18 protein-coding genes are annotated in these 17,134 nt (G+C 48.2%); 1 reads left to right on the top strand and 17 read right to left on the bottom strand.

All coding sequences use genetic code 11. The features are described from left to right. Positions 1 to 9: 9 nt before the first annotated feature. From ACW9JV_RS09655 to ACW9JV_RS09710, 12 genes are all read right to left on the bottom strand, one after another. Complete coding sequence (locus ACW9JV_RS09655; protein WP_457333694.1) at positions 10 to 1,311, bottom strand: amidohydrolase; 1,302 nt, start codon at positions 1,309 to 1,311, stop codon at positions 10 to 12. 17 nt (positions 1,312 to 1,328) lie between these two features. Beyond that, the gene (gene dinG, locus ACW9JV_RS09660; RefSeq protein WP_457333696.1) at positions 1,329 to 4,139 is read right to left on the bottom strand and encodes an ATP-dependent DNA helicase DinG; all 2,811 of its coding nucleotides are present in this window, start codon (positions 4,137 to 4,139) and stop codon (positions 1,329 to 1,331) included. Between the two features lie 54 nt (positions 4,140 to 4,193). Continuing rightward, entirely contained in the window at positions 4,194 to 4,577 is a 384-nt protein-coding gene (gene panD / locus ACW9JV_RS09665) for an aspartate 1-decarboxylase (protein ID WP_457333698.1), read from the bottom strand. Continuing rightward, complete coding sequence (panC, locus tag ACW9JV_RS09670) at positions 4,570 to 5,439, bottom strand: pantoate--beta-alanine ligase (protein ID WP_457333700.1); 870 nt, start codon at positions 5,437 to 5,439, stop codon at positions 4,570 to 4,572. Before panC ends, panD begins: the two co-directional genes overlap by 8 nt. Then, positions 5,436 to 6,275, bottom strand: a complete 840-nt coding sequence (panB, locus tag ACW9JV_RS09675) for a 3-methyl-2-oxobutanoate hydroxymethyltransferase (RefSeq protein ID WP_457333702.1) — start codon at positions 6,273 to 6,275, stop codon at positions 5,436 to 5,438. Before panB ends, panC begins: the two co-directional genes overlap by 4 nt. Before the next feature lie 167 nt (positions 6,276 to 6,442). Then, the gene (locus ACW9JV_RS09680) at positions 6,443 to 7,408 is read right to left on the bottom strand and encodes a biotin--[acetyl-CoA-carboxylase] ligase (protein ID WP_457333704.1); all 966 of its coding nucleotides are present in this window, start codon (positions 7,406 to 7,408) and stop codon (positions 6,443 to 6,445) included. After that, positions 7,398 to 8,570, bottom strand: coding sequence for a hypothetical protein (locus ACW9JV_RS09685; RefSeq protein WP_457333706.1), 1,173 nt, complete (start codon positions 8,568 to 8,570; stop codon positions 7,398 to 7,400). The genes ACW9JV_RS09680 and ACW9JV_RS09685 overlap by 11 nt, the downstream gene beginning before the upstream one ends. A 13-nt stretch (positions 8,571 to 8,583) precedes the next feature. After that, a complete protein-coding gene (gene bshA / locus ACW9JV_RS09690; protein WP_457333709.1) occupies positions 8,584 to 9,732 on the bottom strand; it encodes an N-acetyl-alpha-D-glucosaminyl L-malate synthase BshA in 1,149 nt (382 codons plus the stop codon). 11 nt (positions 9,733 to 9,743) lie between these two features. Continuing rightward, positions 9,744 to 10,436 carry a bacillithiol biosynthesis deacetylase BshB1 gene (gene bshB1, locus ACW9JV_RS09695; RefSeq protein WP_457333711.1) on the bottom strand — a complete coding sequence of 231 codons (693 nt, stop codon included), beginning with the start codon at positions 10,434 to 10,436 and terminating at the stop codon, positions 9,744 to 9,746. Next, on the bottom strand, positions 10,429 to 10,848 hold the full coding sequence (gene mgsA, locus ACW9JV_RS09700; protein ID WP_457333713.1) for a methylglyoxal synthase: 420 nt from the start codon (positions 10,846 to 10,848) through the stop codon (positions 10,429 to 10,431). The genes bshB1 and mgsA overlap by 8 nt, the downstream gene beginning before the upstream one ends. Before the next feature lie 12 nt (positions 10,849 to 10,860). Then, positions 10,861 to 11,655: a 4-hydroxy-tetrahydrodipicolinate reductase gene (gene dapB, locus ACW9JV_RS09705; protein ID WP_457333715.1), complete on the bottom strand. Its 795-nt coding sequence runs from the start codon at positions 11,653 to 11,655 to the stop codon at positions 10,861 to 10,863. Between the two features lies 1 nt (position 11,656). Then, the gene (locus ACW9JV_RS09710) at positions 11,657 to 11,995 is read right to left on the bottom strand and encodes a nucleotide pyrophosphohydrolase (RefSeq protein ID WP_457333717.1); all 339 of its coding nucleotides are present in this window, start codon (positions 11,993 to 11,995) and stop codon (positions 11,657 to 11,659) included. 133 nt (positions 11,996 to 12,128) lie between these two features. Here ACW9JV_RS09710 and ACW9JV_RS09715 point away from each other — a divergent pair, with 133 nt between their 5' ends. After that, positions 12,129 to 12,995 (top strand): YitT family protein, encoded by an 867-nt coding sequence (locus tag ACW9JV_RS09715; protein WP_457333719.1) that lies wholly within the window; start codon positions 12,129 to 12,131, stop codon positions 12,993 to 12,995. Positions 12,996 to 13,165: 170 nt separating this feature from the next. Here the strand turns inward: ACW9JV_RS09715 and ACW9JV_RS09720 are convergent, their stop codons facing one another. From ACW9JV_RS09720 to qcrB, 5 genes are all read right to left on the bottom strand, one after another. Further along, complete coding sequence (locus ACW9JV_RS09720; RefSeq protein WP_457334688.1) at positions 13,166 to 13,837, bottom strand: zinc metallopeptidase; 672 nt, start codon at positions 13,835 to 13,837, stop codon at positions 13,166 to 13,168. Between the two features lie 108 nt (positions 13,838 to 13,945). Beyond that, positions 13,946 to 14,749 carry a sporulation protein YpjB gene (locus tag ACW9JV_RS09725; protein ID WP_457333722.1) on the bottom strand — a complete coding sequence of 268 codons (804 nt, stop codon included), beginning with the start codon at positions 14,747 to 14,749 and terminating at the stop codon, positions 13,946 to 13,948. Positions 14,750 to 14,873: 124 nt separating this feature from the next. After that, on the bottom strand, positions 14,874 to 15,464 hold the full coding sequence (gene lhaT, locus ACW9JV_RS09730) for a lipoprotein heptaprenylglyceryl N-acetyltransferase LhaT (RefSeq protein WP_457334690.1): 591 nt from the start codon (positions 15,462 to 15,464) through the stop codon (positions 14,874 to 14,876). An 82-nt stretch (positions 15,465 to 15,546) separates the two neighbouring features. Beyond that, positions 15,547 to 16,410, bottom strand: a complete 864-nt coding sequence (locus ACW9JV_RS09735; RefSeq protein ID WP_457333723.1) for a c-type cytochrome — start codon at positions 16,408 to 16,410, stop codon at positions 15,547 to 15,549. A gap of 49 nt (positions 16,411 to 16,459) precedes the next feature. Next, entirely contained in the window at positions 16,460 to 17,134 is a 675-nt protein-coding gene (qcrB, locus tag ACW9JV_RS09740; protein WP_457333725.1) for a menaquinol-cytochrome c reductase cytochrome b subunit, read from the bottom strand.

A 17,134-nucleotide genomic window follows, 5' to 3' on the forward strand; every position in this document is an offset into this window, starting at 1 on the left:
TTATTCTTTTTACTCCTGTTCCAGCTTTTCGTACCAATAACGGGCATTATATAAGATCCGCTCCTCATCCATGGTCAATAATTCCCTGTCTTTCATGAGCTGTTCCCCATCAACAAACACATCCGTCACATCGTGGCACGACGCTGCGTAAACAATATGGGAAGCCATATGTTGAGGAGGATGGAGATGGGGGCGGTCCGCATCCAGCATGATAAAATCAGCCGGTCCACCGGGCTGAAGAAGACCTTTCCCCGAAAATCCAAGAAAATCCGCCCCATTCACCGTAGCCATCCTGAATACATCCGCTGCTCCCAATGCTGCAGCATTCATCCGGTATCCTTTCTGGAAAAGAGCGGCCGTCCTCATTTCCTCGAACATGTCGAGGTTATTGTTTGAGGCTGTACTGTCCGTTCCAAGTGTCACATTAATTCCGGCTTCAACAAATCGGTCGACAGGCGCTGTGCCGGAACCTAATTTCGCATTGCTCATTGGATTATGCGAAATCGTGACCGGTTTTGTTTTCAAGCGTTCAATATCGTCCGCGCTTACATGAACGGCATGAGTTAACACAGCCTTTTGTTCGTAAAAACCGAGCTCATCCAAATGAACCACGGGCGTGCGCTCATACGTTTTTGTATGATCTTGTACTTCTCCGGCTGTTTCAGAAGCATGTGTACCGATCATCAGGTTACCGGCCTGAGCGGCCTCTATAATATCCGACATAAATTCCGGAGAACAAGTATAAGGGGCATGGGGAAAAAGCATTCCGTTTATTTTCCCTTCCCCCTCATCTCTCCAATGGAGAGCCATCTTCACTGCCTCATCCAGCTTCTGTGAGAGCTGGATGTCTGTACCGAATCCAATCATTCCTCTGCCCAGAACAGCTTTCATTCCGGTATGTTTTGTTCTTTCAAATACATGGTCCATACCGAGATGATACATGTCCAAAAATGCAACCGTTCCACTCCGTATCATTTCTGCCAGGGCCAAATCCGTTCCAGCTGCGGTAATGTTCTTGTCCAGTTTCGCTTCCCTGGGCCATATCTCTGTTTCCAGCCATGTTTTCAGGGGAACATCATCAGCCGCACCACGCAAAAGCGTCATCGGGGTATGCATGTGTGTGTTGTACATTCCGGGAAGAACCCATTTTCCTCTTCCATGGATACGCCGGATGTGCTGCTGTTTTTGTGCAGGTACAGGCATTTCCTTGATATCGATAATGGTGCCGTTATTAATTTCCATATAACAGTCTCTACGTACTTTTCCGTCAGAAAAAAGAAGATGGATGTGATCAATAATATAATGCTGCAAGCAATGGCCCCTCCCCGTTATTCATAAAAAAATGAAGCTATCTCATCGAGCAGGTTATCAACCGGCTGATGTAAAACAGGCAGTTCCGGAATGGATTCCAGAAACGCACGTCCATACCCTGCGGTAATGATCCTTTCATCTAGAACAACGACCACTCCTCTATCCTGCCTGTGCCGGATGAGTCTGCCAAATCCCTGTTTAAACCGAAGCACCGCCTGCGGAAGCGATATTTCCCGAAAAGGAGAAAGGCCGTTCTTCCGTGCCCTTTCCATACCGGCCTCTGTCACCGGATCATCCGGAGGCGGAAACGGAAGCCGCGCAATAATGATACAGCGGAGGTCTTCACCGGGAAGGTCAACCCCCTCCCAAAACGAATTCGTACCGAGCAGGACCGCCTGTTCCTGTTGTTTAAACATCTTCATCAGTCGTGACCGGCTCCCCGTTTTCACTCCCTGGGCAAGAACAGATAACTGGTTTTCCTCATCCCACCGTTTCAGCTGGTCATATGTCCGGCGGAGCATATCAAATGACGTAAAGAGAACGAGGATTTTCCCTTCCGTAATCGAGGCGGCATGGAAAATGAACTCCGCTGTTTCCTTAATATACCAATGGTCTTTCACGGAGGGCATATGCTGCGGAACAAGCAGTTCCGCCCGCTCTTTCACCGGAAACGGACTGGGAAGCTGCATCGTATCAGGCGCAAAATCAACGAGTCCCCACTTGTTTATAACATGGGAAAATGAACCTCGGAAGGTCAGGGAGGCGGAAGTCATCACTACACTGTCTTTACGTGCGAACAGCTTATCAGCAAGAAGATCTGAGACGTCCACGGGCCTTTGGAACAGATAGGCAGCGTTAGCCGCCCCTTTTTTCTCCACTTCCATCCAATATACACAGTCTGCATCTTCTCTCATCAAGAGGTTCGAAAGCTTATCCATGTGCAGACCAGCTTCTTCCAATGCGGAATATAAATCCTGAAGCAGCCCGTATTCTCCCGATTCCGGGCCGACAAATGAAAAAAGACTCATACAGAAATCATGAAGTTCTTTCTGCTCCTCCGCAAATTGAGCTTCAACCCGTTTCAGCACATCTTTCATATGCTGCCACTCCGGTTGGTTCATATGTTCCGGAAAATAACGGACAGACAACCTTCCAACATCCGTCTCTTCTGCCTCCGGTGCATGCAGACAGAAAGCCCGTATCATCCTGAACAGTTCATCGATTTCATACTTTAATAATGTAAAATAGTCCCGTCGTTTTTGAAACCATGTCATAGAATACTGACTTTTTACATCCTGTTCAATGATAAACAGCCGCTGGAACAGTCCTGTTCCTTCAAGCACTCCGATCCGGTTCAGTACCTGATTCAGAGAAAAGTAACTGATTTGAGTGCCTAGATGCCGGGAAGCCAATTCATCAAGATGATGCGCCTCATCAATGATGACATGACGATGAGATGGCAGACGGCGGCCGCCGTTATTAATTTCGGTAAATAAAAGAGCGTGATTGGTTATGACTATGTCGGCCTGTTCTGCTTTACGCACTGCCTGCGGGTAATAGTCCAGCTGTTCCCACGACGGAAAATAACCACGTTTGTCCGTGTCATCCGTACATACTTTCTCCCAAAATGCACTGCCTGAGCCACCCGGAAAATTAATTTCCTCTACGTCACCTGTATCCGTTTCAAGAATCCAGATCAGAATCTGCGCCATGCCGAGCGCTTCTTCATAAGAAGCTGCAATGGTGCCGAGTGTCTGACGAAAACGACGCAGAGATAAATAGTGGCTTTTTCCTTTAAGAAGCATAGCTGAAAAGGAAAACGGCACCGCGTTTTGCAGCAACGGAAGTTCGCTGTACATCAGCTGTTCCTGGAGCGCAATGGTATTGGTGGAAATAAGCACACATTTACCGGTACGTTTACTGTAGAAAACAGCCGGTACGAGATAACCGAGCGTTTTTCCTGCTCCTGTTCCAGCTTCCACCAGCAGATGACGGCGTTCATGCAGCACCTGGCTGACTTTATGAGCCATGTCGGCCTGTCCTTCTCTGTATTCATACATGTCTTTTACCGAAGCAAGTTTTCCTTCCGGTGAAAAAAATCCCGTCTCTTCTTCTATACCGTCATGTAATTCAGGTGCTTCTGGTTCTACCTGTCTATGTGTTTTTCTAAAGACAATTCCTTTATATTCGGTCCATTCCATGCTGTGCCATGCAGCATTCCCTTTTTTCCATCCAGTTTCCCGCATGACCTCAGCAAGATCACTTTCAAGATATGGTGCCAGGGATTGAAGCCATTTCACCGTTGTTTTTGGAAGACTGTTGAGTTTATTCAAAAGTTTGAGAAGCAGCGAAGCAGTTACCCGGGCATCACTGTCAGCCTGATGGGGTCGGATATGGGAAATGCCGAGCCACTCTGTAAGCCTGGACAGTTGATATCCCGGAGCCGACGGAAACAAAATCCGGGACAGCTCGACGGTGTCTATGACAGCCCCCTGAAAAGGCGGGAAACCTGCTTCCTGTAATTCGCTGTTGATAAACTGAAGATCAAACGGAACATTGTGGGCGACAAAATAAGCATCATCCAGCCAACCCCACAGCACTTCCGCTATATCACAGAATTCCGGGGCGTTACTCACATCTTCAGAAGATATGCCTGTCAACTGCTGAATAAAAAGCGGAATAGAGGAATGCGGCTGGATAAAAGACGACCACACTTCCTGAATATGTCCGTCTTCCACAAGGGCCGCTCCGATTTGAATAATTTTATCCCCTTTTCGAGGGGCATTTCCCGTCGTTTCAGTATCAATTACGACAAATTTTCTTGACATTGGTATTCACCCCGGACATTGGACCATTACCGACAGCATCCAAATGGTTCAGTATTACAGCGTAGTGGAAGGTTTTTCCTTTGGCAGCATCTCTGAAATACGATTGTCTTCATTGAGCACTGCCACCACAGGTTTGAAATCCCTGCATTCTTTGTTTTCCACCTGGGCATATGCAATGATAATCACTGTATCGCCCGGTTGAACAAGTCTTGCGGCGGCTCCGTTCAGGCAGATGACTCCTGAACCGCGCCGTCCGGATATGACATAGGTTTCGAGCCTGGCTCCATTATTATTGTTTACGACCTGGACTTTTTCATTTTCAAAGATATCTACTGCTTCAAGCAGTTCCTGGTCGATCGTAATGCTTCCTACGTAGTTAAGATCCGCTTCCGTCACCAACGCCTGGTGGAGTTTGGCTCTCATCATTGTTCTATACATAACCGTTCTCCTTCCCATCCGCTGAAACAATAAGGTTATCGATCAGCCTGGCCCGGGAAAAGCGGACAGCTGCGGCAAATATTACATTTTTCGTATCCTGCAGAGATCCCTTTAATGACGGATACGACAGAACTTCTGCATATTCTACAGCGGCACCGGCGGCATCCTGAAGATAATCATGCAGAGCTGCTTCCAGAACAGCAGGGTCGGTTTCTCCTTTAAGAAATAACGCATGAGCCTGCTGCAGGCTCTCGTACAGCCGGGGTGCATGAAGCCGTTCTTCTCTGGTCAAATTCTGATTTCTGGAACTGATGGCAAGACCATCCCGTTCCCTTATCGTTCTGCAGACAGCAATATCCACCGGAAGATTAAAGTCTGCAGCCATCTTTTTAATAAGCGCTGCCTGCTGGGCATCTTTCTGGCCAAAATACGCACGATCCGGCTGTGTGATCTGAAAGAGCTTCATCACTACTGTGACCACTCCGTCAAAGTGCCCCGGCCTATGACGCCCGCAGAGCACATCCATACCTTCGGTTACATACATTTTCAGGGCGGGTGTATCCGGGTACATTTCCTTTACGGAAGGAGCATAGACAATATCAGCACCGGCTTGTTCCGCTTTTTCAACGTCTCCTTTCAGGTCTGCCGGATAGGAATCATAATCCTCCCCGGGTCCGAACTGCAGCGGATTAACGAAGATACTGACTACAACATAGTCATGATGTTTCCGGGCCGTTCTGATTAGAGACAAGTGTCCTTCATGAAGTGCACCCATGGTTGGAACAAAGCCTGTTGAACAGCCTTTCTTTTTCCATTTCAGAGCAAGGTGCTGCATGTCTGCGGTTTCTGTTATTTTTTTCATGAACCAATGCCCCCGGACAGCTTCTGAGCAGCTTCTTCATCCATGGAAAAAGAATGCTTTTTCCCGGGGAAGACACCCTGCCTGACATCCTGGACATAACGGCCGGCAGCCCTTTCTGCTTCCTGTTGCAGATCTGCATACTGCTTTACAAATGACGGAACGAAACCATCCGTCAGGCCCGTGACATCGTGAAAAACCAGCACCTGACCGTCTGTTCTGCTTCCGGCTCCGATGCCGATCACCGGAATCGAAAGTCGGCTTGTAATGACGGCAGCCAGTTCCTGTGGCACGCATTCCAGAACGAGCGCAAACGCGCCGTTTTCTTCAACAGCTTCCGCATCCTTTATAATCTGTTCCGCCTCTTCTGCGGTTCTCCCCTGTACTTTATATCCTCCCAGTACACCGGCAGACTGCGGGGTTAAACCGAGGTGACCCATCACCGGTATCCCCCGTTTCGACAGATATGTTATAACATCCAGAGCGGGGCCGGCTCCTTCAAGTTTGACCGCCTCGACTCCTGCTTCCTGCATCAGCCGCTTAACCGCCTGCAGTGTATCATCAAAAGAGCCTGAGGCACACAAGAATGGAAGATCCGTTACCGTAAATACATCAGGTGCTCCTCTTTTTACTGCTTTGGAATGTAGAAGCATATCGTCGAGTGTCACCGGAATGGTCGAACCATACCCATGTACCACCATGCCCGCAGAATCTCCCACCAGGATCATATCCACCCCTGCTTTTGCCGCTGCTTTTGCCGACGGTGCATCGTAGGCGGTCAACATCGCTATGTTTTCTTCTTTTGCTTTCATGTTTGTAAACGTCACACTGTTTTTCAATGATTTCTCCTCCCTCTTATTGGAGAAGAGAAAGATTCCATCATTTGGAATCTTTCCTCTCCGTCCCTGTCCACGCTGGATCAAGGCAGATTGTGATTATGACGGGTCTTCGCCTGAGTGCAGTTCCATCTGGATACTGCCATGTACCAGTATATCATATTCCGGTTTCAGTCAATATCGGCACTGTAGATTCTTTCTGTCGTTCCGTCTTTCTGTGTAATGAGAAGAACGCCGTCTTCCGTAATTCCTTCAGCGTATCCCTCCACGGTTTTTGATGCGGTCACGGCCTGGACATGCTTTCCGATTGTTACCGCCAGTTCTTCCCAGCGTCTGCGCACCTCTTTAAACCCTTGCTCCAGATAAAGAGTGTACCAATGTTCCAGACTTTCCAACACAGCCGCAATGATTGCAGCTCGATTGAAGGGCACCCCTTCATTTTCAAGGGCAAGCGATGTTGCTATCTGCTGCAGGTCGTCAGGGAAATCGTGTTTTTCCTGGTTAATATTCAGGCCGATACCGATAATAACTGCCTGAACACGGTCCGGGTCCGACTGCATTTCGGTCAGAATACCAGCCGTTTTCCGTTCGTTTATCAATATATCATTCGGCCACTTAATCTGCGCCTCGATTCCTGAAGCCCTTCGCAGGCCTTCAGTAACAGCAACCGCAGCCACAAGTGTCAACTGTGGAGCACACTGCGGAATAATGTCGGGGCGTAGAATAATGCTGAACCAGAGCCCTGTCCCGGAAGGAGAATGCCATGGCCTGTCCAGCCGGCCTTTGCCTTTCACCTGCTTGTCGGCAGCAATGACCGTGCCCTCCGGCTCGTTTTTTCTTGCCAGTTCATGAGCGGTTTCCTGGGTGGAGGATACTTCTTCTTTATAAACCATTCTGTTCCCGAATGATTTTGTGTCCAGTCGTGCTTTTATTTCATCAGCACTTGCTATATCTGGAGTATGGGTCAACCGGTATCCTTTTCGAGGTACGGCTTCTATTTCATATCCATTCTTCCTTAACTCCTCCATATGTTTCCATACAGCAGTCCGGGATATCCCGAGCTGACGGCTGATCTGTTGTCCCGACACATACGTATCGGCTGTATCTTCCAGCACCTGCAGTAATTTATCTCTCATCTGACAACTTCTCCTTTATTAAGGATAGTAATTTCGAGCGGTGATTAGCAGCGCGTCCGTCAATCACTTCATCTTCGAGTTCACGAAGCAGCGAACCGATGGTTTCCCCCCGAAGATCTGGATAAAGGTGAACGATGTCTGAGCCATTCACGTGTAATTCGCTCCGGGATCGAATGGGTAGTGACTCATCAATATCCATTACCCATTCAAGTCTGCTGCTGTTTTGTTTTCCGGTCAGCCATTGATGAACTCTTTCGATCTGTAGGGCATGATTCCGTCCGTTTTGATATACAAGGCGGGAATTCCAATTTATCTCTGAGGGACAAGACGCAATGATATCAATGATATTCCGGATAGTCCGGCCCCGGTTTTTGGACATCGGCCACTTTTTTACATATTTAGCTGCTTCGCCATTGTACAGCAGGTAGAAACATGCAGCCCATCTCTCTTCGATGGTAATAAGCTGATCCATACATGGATTTTTCTTTTCTGCCCTGTCTAATACGGGCCGGAGCGGGACAGGAAAGTGATCCGGAATGCCTGCCTTAAACATTAAATCCACCGCCCTCGACACGTTCATTCCTTCCAGCAGTTTTTCCATTTCTGACTGAATGCGCTCCTCGGCCGCCTCCGCCAGACCAGTGTTATTAATACACAGTGCGTCCCACGTCATCTCTTCCAGGACAAAGCCGTACTGAGATACAAAACGAAACGCCCGAAGTGTCCTTACCGGGTCTTCCTCCATACGCCGTACGGGATTGATTACAAAACGGAGGAGGCGGCTGTTCAAATCCTTCCGGCCGCCGTATGGGTCCTGCAGCGCACCGGTTTGATCCAACGCCATCGCATTGATGGTGAAATCACGATGCTTCAGATCCGAGGTAAGAGAAAAGCGGTCCGGTCGAAAACATGTGATTTCAAACGTTTGTTTTTTCCACCGCACAATAAATGTAGGGAACGAAGAAGAAGGCTGCACGGCACCGGGAAACAAGTCTTTCACCGTTTCAGATGCAGCTGCGGCTGCCACATCTATATCCCTGATTTTTCTGTCAAGCAGCGCATCGCGCACTGCTCCTCCGACAATATAAGCAGGGCAGCCGGCCTCTTCCAGATAGTCGAGTACCTCAAATGCAGCGTCCCAGGATGATCCTTTCATATGCATTCTGCTTCCGCCTTTATGTGTCCATTACAGTACGCGGGGCGCCGGTCTCTTCATACAATGCTTCATACTGGCGGACAATGTTGACAGCCCCAAAAACGTGACGGGCCCGCTCCCTGCTGTTCAGGGAACATTGTTCATGAAGAAACGGGTCTTCCAGCAGTTTAATTGCTGCTTCTCCCGCCTTATCCGGTTCTCCCGGCGGAGTAATGAAACCTGTTTTCTGATCTACAACCACTTCCGGAATCCCTCCGGCATCCGTTCCTACAACCGGTACACCGCAGGCCATTGCTTCCAGGGCCGCAAGTCCGAAACTTTCCTTTTCGGAAAGCAGCAGCATCACATCCGATATATTCAGAAAATCGACGATATGTTTTTGGTTACCCGGAAAAAATACCCTGTCGGCCACTCCAAGATCTTCTGCTGCCTGGCAGGCTGACCGTTTTTCGGGACCGTCTCCGATCATGAATAAAACCGATCGGACCTGCGATTGAATGCGCGCAAAAGCATGTACGACATCAACAGCGCGTTTAACCGGACGGAAATTGGAAATATGAATAAGAATTCGGTCTTTCTCTGATATCCCATAGGAATGACGCAAATCCTCTGCAGGATCCTCCTGCCGGTATACCCGTTCATCAATAAAGTTGTAGATCGTATCGATCGGTTTTGACGTCTGCAGCATCGTTCTTGTTTCCTTTACCAGGGATTCCGATACTGCCGTCACTTTATCTGATTTATTGATCGCATAGCGGATAATATCCTTTAAAGAAGGGTCATGTCCAAGCACTGTAATATCAGTGCCGTGCAGTGTGGTGACTACTTTTATATCTTTGTCCGTCATATCTTTGGCAAGAAGAGCACAGACAGCGTGCGGCACTGCATAGTGGACATGCAGAATGTCCAGATCTTCTCTTTTCACTACTTCCGCCATTTTGCTTGCGAGGGTCAGAGAATACGGCGGGTACTGAAACACCTCGTACTGATTCACTTCCACTTCATGGTAATAAATATTTGTATACGTCTGGTTCAGGCGGAACGGAAGGCTTGTAGAAATAAAATGAATCTCATGCCCTTTCTCCGCCAGCAGCTTTCCAAGTTCTGTCGCCACAACTCCCGAACCACCAACGGTTGGATAACATGTAATACCTATTTTATACGCCATAGTGCTCTCCTTTACGGAATGAAGGGTAATACGAGCGGCGAAGCAGTTTTAAATCCTTCTGCATAACCGGTTCCTGCCTGTTTTCCAAAAACAGCATCCCTTGCCCGCACACTTTCTACATACCCTTCCGTCAACGGAGTGGATACACTGTCTGCGGTTTTTAGAAACTGACTTTTATAACAGGAAAGTACCGTCTCTTTATGCTGCTGCCAAGCCGCAATATCAACATAAAAGTCAGGGTGGCCGAGACCGTTGATAAAATAATAGAAAAAAGCTGCAGGTTTATGAGCGGGACCTGTTACTCCCGGGTACTTCAGAATACCGGCATCAAACAGGGCTTCTTTTACCACTGTGCTGCATGCTGCATGATCGGGATGGCGGTCTTCATAAAAAGGAGCAAACACCGTATCGGGTTTTATCCTGCGGATCCGTTCAATGAGTGCCGTGTATTGCTCATGGACTTTTGTGATTCCTCTATCCGGAAAATCCAGTTGATGCCTTTCGGTAACCTGCAGAAGTTCCGCAGATGCAGCTGCTTCCTGCTGTCTTGTTTCCACCGTCCCGTTGGAAGACAGCTCTCCTCTGGTCAATGAGCACAAATGCAGCTCATCTCCACGACCGGCGTGCATGGCCGCAGTTGCTCCCATTCCGATTTCCACATCGTCCGGATGCGCCCCGATACAAAGAAGCCGCCTGTTACTCATGGCCGGCTCCCCTATTTCCATGCTGAAGGTTACGAAAATCAAGAAATCCATTTTCCAGACCTTTTACGAGAACCTCAGCAGTCGCCATGTTTGTCGCAAGCGGAACAGCGTGTACATCAGAGAGCCGTAACAACGCAGTGATGTCCGGCTCGTGAGGCTGGGCCGTCAATGGATCACGGAAAAACAGAATCAAATCCATATTGTTTTCAGCAATGAGCGCCCCGATCTGCTGATCACCGCCGAGAGGACCTGATAAATGCTTATAAACGGTAAGACCGGCTTCCGACTCGATCCGCGAACCGGTCGTGCCGGTGGCATGCAGTTCGTGATGTTTCAATACCGGTTCATAGGCTTTTACAAACCGGATCATGTCTTCTTTCTTTTTATCATGTGCAATTAAAGCAATATTCAACGGCAGCCACCTCTATTCCATTAGATTTTCAAGGCCGTAGACGAGTGTTTTAACATGCAGGACATTTTCCACTGCCAGCTTCACACCCGGCATGAACGACTGCCTGTTGTATGAATCATGACGGATTTTCAGCGACTGTCCGGACCCGCCGAAGAGAACTTCCTGATGCGCAACCAGGCCGGGCAGGCGGACGCTGTGTATACGCATGCCTTCTGTTTCAGCTCCGCGGGCCCCGGGCTGCTGTTCTTTTTCATCCGGATGTCCCTGTTCTTTAAATGGGCGTACTTCATGAATCATGGAAGCCGTTTTGGCCGCCGTGCCGGAAGGAGCATCCAGTTTATTATCGTGGTGCATCTCAATGATTTCGACATCCGAAAAATAACGGGCCGCCATCTGTGACAGCTTCATCATTAAAATCGCACCGACAGCAAAATTCGGGGCAATGACGGCTCCAATCTCTTTTTCTTCCGATTTCTGCCGCAGCCGCTGGATGTCCTCTTCACTGAAGCCGGTTGTGCCAACGACAGGCCTTACATGATAGTCAAGCGCAAGCTCGAGATGTTTTCTGCCTGCTTCCGGGGTGGTTAAATCAATAAGTACATCTGCATCAAGTGCTTCCAGGCAGGTCTGCATATCATCATATACCTCAGCCGGTTCATCCGGCATGCCCGGGAGCTCATTCAGCTTCCTTCCTGCATTTTTGGAATCAACAGCGGCAGCAAGCTCAAAAGTTTTTGTTTCATGTATCAACTGAACGGCTTCTTTCCCCATTTTCCCCCGTGGCCCTGCAAGTATAATGCGTGTCATCCTATCGGTCTCCTTCTTCTTTTAATGTCCAGCGGGTGGCGTCTCTGGTGCGGAATTTCTGCATGACCAGATCAAACGCTTCATCCAGATTAATATGTAAAGAATTTGCAAAGCATATCAGGACAAATAATATATCACCCATTTCCTGTTCCATGGGCTTGTCCTCTTCTGTATCTTTTTTCGGTTTTTCTCCATAGTAATGGTTTATTTCTCTGGCCAGTTCTCCTGTTTCTTCAGCTAAACGGGCCATCATGGCAAGCGGGCTGAAATATCCTTCTTCATACTGGCCGATGTGTTTATCGACTTCCTCCTGCATCTCCTTCATTCGCTTTGAATCCATAACTGCTCCTCTCCTTCTTCTTTATCGTATCGAATTCCTACCTGTTTGACAATCACCGCGCTCCTTGTATAGAACCGCTCTATTCATTATAATAAACAGGGTTCAAACGCAGGGCAAGCAAAGGAGTGTTCGTATGGTCCAGCACATCAGAAACAGCTTTTTTATTGTTATCGGATCTGCTGTCATGGCTTTCGGTCTGGTGTATTTCAATATGCAGAACAACCTGGCAGACGGCGGCTTCACCGGCATCACACTGCTTTTTTATTTTCTTATGAATATCGATCCGGCAGTTTCCAATATCGCGTTGAATCTTCCCTTCTTCCTTATTGGATGGAAGATTCTCGGAAGAACTGTTTTCATTTATACGATTATCGGTACGGTTAGTCTGTCTTTCTTTTTGTGGGTGTTTCAGGCTTACCCGCTTTTGGAAATAGGGCTGCAGGAAGATATGACTCTTGCCGCGTTGTTCTCGGGTGTGTTGATTGGAAGTGGTCTGGGTATGGTGTTCCGCTACGGGGGCACGACCGGCGGATCGGATATCATCGCTAAACTCGGCGTAAAGTATCTCGGCTGGAGCATGGGACGAACACTTTTTATGTTTGATGCAGTGGTTATTACATCTTCGCTCATCTACCTTGACTACAGAGAAGCCATGTATACGCTCGTCGCTGTTTTTACAGCTGCCAAAGTGATTGATTTCATTCAGCAGGGTGCCTACTCAGCCAAAGCGGCTTTTATTATTTCCGAGCAGCCGCGAGCGATTGCAGACTTGATTTTAAAGGATATGAACCGTGGGGCGACTTTGTTCCGCGGCAGAGGATCATTTACCGGATCAGAGAAAGAAGTGCTCTACTGTGTGGTGGCCCGTAATGAGCTGGTCCGACTGAAAAATCTTGTCGAGCGGGCCGATCCAGAGGCGTTTGTGACCATAAACGAAGTCCAGGACGTAGCCGGGGAAGGATTTACGCTGGATGAAAATAAAAAACCGATTGAAACGTGATATAACCATAACTCAAAGCACCCGCCCCTTCTACTAAAACCTCAAAGTGAAAAAGGCGCTGATCTAACGCGGCGATCGACCAGTAACTTAAAAATGTCCGACCGATTTCTTTAAGGGATCGGTCGGACATTTTGTCTGCGGTAATGACTTGAGCCGGAGTCTTTTTATTTTTATTCTTCCATGAAAAAGTACATCGCAATGAAACGGGTCAGTTCCAATACGGCCACAAGAGCTGCAGCTACGTAAGTCAAAGCCGCGGCATCGAGTACTTTTTTTGTCTCTTTTTCTTCACTGTTCCGGATAATCCCGGTCGAAACAATCTGATTCATCGCTCTGCTGCTTGCGTTAAACTCCACCGGCAGGGTGATGAGCTGGAATAAAACCGCCGCCGACATAAATACAATCCCGACTAAAACAAGATTGGACAGCGACAACAGTGCGCCGGCAATAATCAAAAAGATCGATATATTCGATCCAAAGCTGGCTGCCGGGGCGAGTGTGCTGCGGAACCTTAGAAATGCGTAATCCTGCGCATCCTGTATCGCATGTCCGACTTCATGGGATGCGATGGCCTGGCCGGCAACGCTTGTTCCGTAATAGTTATCCTCCGACAGACGGACCACTTTTTTTCTTGGGTCATAATGGTCGGCTAGCTGCCCTTTTACCGGTTCTACGCTGACATCGAAAATCCGGTTTTCATGCAGGATTTTCTGCGCAACTTCTGCTCCGGTCATTCCGGAGGAGTTCGATATTTTTGAATATTTTTTATATGCTTTCTTTACTTTTGCCTGGGCCAGCAGTGGAATGCCCATCAAGACAGCCATGTATCCAATGAATAACATGATGCTCATTGAAATCCCTCCACGATCCTTGTCTGACTTTCATTTTATTCAAAACGTCAAAGAAAGTCAATAAAACCGCTCCACCAACTTTGACGGTTCTATGACGTTTTATTCATCCCGCATCTGATGGCGCTCTTTTTCGCCTTTATATTTTTTCCATCCTGTATATGTCAACGATACAAATACCGCGCTTCCAATCGAAAAAATCACCGCCCAGAGCGAAGGATCCACTGCACTCTCTTTATGATCCCCCAACACCTTCAGAAAATAATCATACAATGTTTCCACCCTGGAAACCTGTCCATCATCACTCCAATTCTGCCTGTCCATAAAACGGATGTAAGATACAAACGGCATATAATTTTCTTCCTGTTCCCCCGTATACATCGCAGGACGGATGATTTCAAACTGCCGCTGCCATTCATGAAATAACTGCTCTGCTTTTTTCGTTTCTCCCTTCTCAAGGTACTCTTTTATGCGATCCAGACGTCCGGCAAGCGTGCGTGCATGTTCTTTCCATATCGGATTGGTGCTGCGTATGGAAGCATCTGCAGCAAGACGGAATGCAAGAATGCGGCGTACTCGTTCTGTCTCTTCCATATCAACGTCAACAAGAGCACCGCCTGCCCGGTCAAACGAACGAAGAAACGCTGTCAGCTGGGCAGTATTCAATTGATAGTCATCAAATGAAATGGCGGGAAGACGTCCCGCAATCCAGGCATGAATCTGCTTTGCTTCTTCAAATTGCCCGTTCTCCGCCATTTCATACATCGACGCCGCTTTGTCATCAACCATTTCCATCGTTGGCGGCGGGTCTGTTTCTGCTTTCAATGGTTCTGTATGGAAAAAAATCAACACGGCAGCCGCACAAAGGATCCATGCCGCCCGTTTCCCTGTTATTGTGGACGTCACAAAAACCCCCTCCTTCTCTTCATCCATTCTATGAAGGAATGGACAAGAGTAGACCGGAGGAGGTTCTTTTCGTCTTATTGATGCAAAAAGCCGATCCGACCCGAAATGTCTTCCGCGTCTGCTTTTATAACGTCAGGAAATGACGGCGCTTTACACTGAATGCAAACACAGCCGTTACAGACAAAACACTCAGCCAGAATGTGAAATATCCTATATGTTCGATCTTGTCCGACAGTACAGGAGCCACCCATGGGTACATGCCGTAAACATAATCTATGATGTCATTATGTACCGTCCAGACTGCCGCAGCCGCAAGATGCCATTTTTTTATCCGATAATACGGCATAAAAAGAAAAGCCTGAACCGCCATCGCCCCATGAGATACGATAAGCATATAGTGCTCCCACTGCAGCGCATCCCCGAATCCCCCCTGCGCCACATTCATAGCAACCGCCCATACCCCGTATTTCAGAAGTGTAACGGCAGCCAGTGCCTCCAACAAACCGCTGTGTTTTCTGAAAAGAAAAAGTACCAGCACTCCGCAGAAAAAAAGGCTTGCCGTCGGGCTGTCCGGTACAAAAGGCAGAAAAACGGGCGGGGTCTCCACCAGCTGCACCTTATACCACCAATACCCATAAATGGTTCCAATCCCGTTAATAATTAAGAGAACTGCTAAAATCTGCGGTGTTCCCAATAACCGAAGTATAATGCCCATTAATATCCACCACCATTTCCCACTGATCTCGTAAAAAAGGCCGTCCCCGTAATAAGGGACAGCCGTAATCCACGGGCAGGATTTATTCTTCTTTGTTGTTTTCTCCGCCCGATTCTTCTCCGGATCCTTCTTCCGAAGACTCTCCTTCTCCACCACTACCGGGGCTTCCTCCGGAGGCAATATATTCGGCAAGCGTCTGGAGATCTTCGTCGCTTCCTTCAAATTGACCGGCAGGCATCTCGCCGATACCTTCCACCGCTATCTCCTGAATGGTGGAGGCATCATATTGCGTATCATACAGTGACGGCCCGGCTGCTCCGGTTCCCTGAAGCTGATCTCCGTGACAGCTGATACAGCCCTGGTCGGAATAGATCTGATAACCGGCTGCTTCCGTATCGACTTCCGAAATGGCTTCCTTTTCTTCTTCATCCCGGAGTTCACCCTGCTGAGCTGCTGCTTCCCAGTCATGATGATCTACAGATTCCCAGGTCAGATAAACTGTGGCGAGTGTACCAAGAATCATCAATCCGGAAGCAATCGGACGCCGTGATGCTCTGCGCTCCGGTCCGGTATCAAGCCAAGGTGCCAGCAGCAGGGCTCCAAATGCCAGACCTGGTATAATGACGACTCCGATAACGGTCAAATCTCCAGATGCATATTCATATTTCAATAATTGATACAAAAACAGGAAATACCAGTCCGGCAATGGAATATAACCGGAATCAGTCGGGTCAGCGACCCTTTCCAGCGGGGACGGATGTGCTACCGTCAGACACAGGTAACCGATAAGAAATACCGCACCGACCAGCCACTCTTTTAACAGAAAGTTGGGCCAGAATGCTTCGGTTTTACCTGGAAACTCCGAGTAGTCTTTTGGAATATTCGGTTTGCGCCCGGCCGGCACACGTGAATCCCCGACAAATTTCATGCCTTTTCCACGATGCATCGGTTTCCCTCCTTAGATTCTTAAAACGTGTATATTCTGCTTCAGGCTTTTACAACGGTCCGGAAATTCCCTGTCTCCGGATCATGATAAAGTGTGCCGCCAGCAGACCGAGCAATGCTCCCGGAAGGAAAAATACGTGGATCGCAAAGAATCTGGTCAGGGTCTGTGCCCCAATGATTTCCGGATCTCCGGCAAGCAGTGTCTTCGTTAATGTCCCAACGAGAGGAACACTTTCTGCAATCTGCAGACCGACAACGGTCGCAAAATAGGCTTTCATGTCCCAGGGCAGCAGATACCCCGTAAAACCGAGTCCAAGCATTACAAAAAAGATAAGTACACCCACGACCCAGTTCAGTTCTCTCGGTTTTTTATACGCACCTGTAAAGAAAACCCGTAACGTATGTAGGAATATCATAACTATAACGAGGCTTGCCCCCCAGTGGTGCATCCCTCTTACGATGGTCCCGAAAGCCACGTCACCCTGCAGGTAACGAACAGATTCGTGAGCGTTGACAATATCCGGAACATAGTACATGGTCAAAAACATGCCGGACAATATCTGAATGACAGTGATAAAAAATGTCAATCCGCCGAAGCAGTATACAAACGCTGAAAAATGGTGTGCCGGATTCACGTGTTCTGGCACTTCATGATCAGCGATATCCCGCCACATCGGAGTTATGTCCAGGCGTTCATCCACCCAATCATATACTCGCTGTAACAT

The sequence above is a fragment of the Salibacterium sp. K-3 genome, from assembly GCF_054052005.1.

Bases quoted from the DNA above. Each gene is read 5' to 3' on its own strand.
- ACW9JV_RS09680 (WP_457333704.1), bottom strand. From the start codon at position 7,408: ATGAGAGATAAATTACTGCAGGTGCTGGAAGATACAGCCGATACGTAT.
- qcrB (WP_457333725.1), bottom strand. From the start codon at position 17,134: ATGTTACAGCGAGTATATGATTGGGTGGATGAACGCCTGGACATAACT.
- dinG (WP_457333696.1), bottom strand. From the start codon at position 4,139: ATGTCAAGAAAATTTGTCGTAATTGATACTGAAACGACGGGAAATGCC.
- ACW9JV_RS09720 (WP_457334688.1), bottom strand. From the start codon at position 13,837: ATGTTATTCATTGGATACATGGCTGTCTTGATGGGCATTCCACTGCTG.
- lhaT (WP_457334690.1), bottom strand. From the start codon at position 15,464: ATGGGCATTATACTTCGGTTATTGGGAACACCGCAGATTTTAGCAGTT.
- ACW9JV_RS09715 (WP_457333719.1), top strand. From the start codon at position 12,129: ATGGTCCAGCACATCAGAAACAGCTTTTTTATTGTTATCGGATCTGCT.
- panC (WP_457333700.1), bottom strand. From the start codon at position 5,439: ATGAAAAAAATAACAGAAACCGCAGACATGCAGCACCTTGCTCTGAAA.
- bshA (WP_457333709.1), bottom strand. From the start codon at position 9,732: ATGGCGTATAAAATAGGTATTACATGTTATCCAACCGTTGGTGGTTCG.
- ACW9JV_RS09735 (WP_457333723.1), bottom strand. From the start codon at position 16,410: ATGCATCGTGGAAAAGGCATGAAATTTGTCGGGGATTCACGTGTGCCG.
- bshB1 (WP_457333711.1), bottom strand. From the start codon at position 10,436: ATGAGTAACAGGCGGCTTCTTTGTATCGGGGCGCATCCGGACGATGTG.
- panD (WP_457333698.1), bottom strand. From the start codon at position 4,577: ATGTATAGAACAATGATGAGAGCCAAACTCCACCAGGCGTTGGTGACG.
- ACW9JV_RS09685 (WP_457333706.1), bottom strand. From the start codon at position 8,570: ATGCATATGAAAGGATCATCCTGGGACGCTGCATTTGAGGTACTCGAC.
- ACW9JV_RS09710 (WP_457333717.1), bottom strand. From the start codon at position 11,995: ATGGATTCAAAGCGAATGAAGGAGATGCAGGAGGAAGTCGATAAACAC.
- dapB (WP_457333715.1), bottom strand. From the start codon at position 11,655: ATGACACGCATTATACTTGCAGGGCCACGGGGGAAAATGGGGAAAGAA.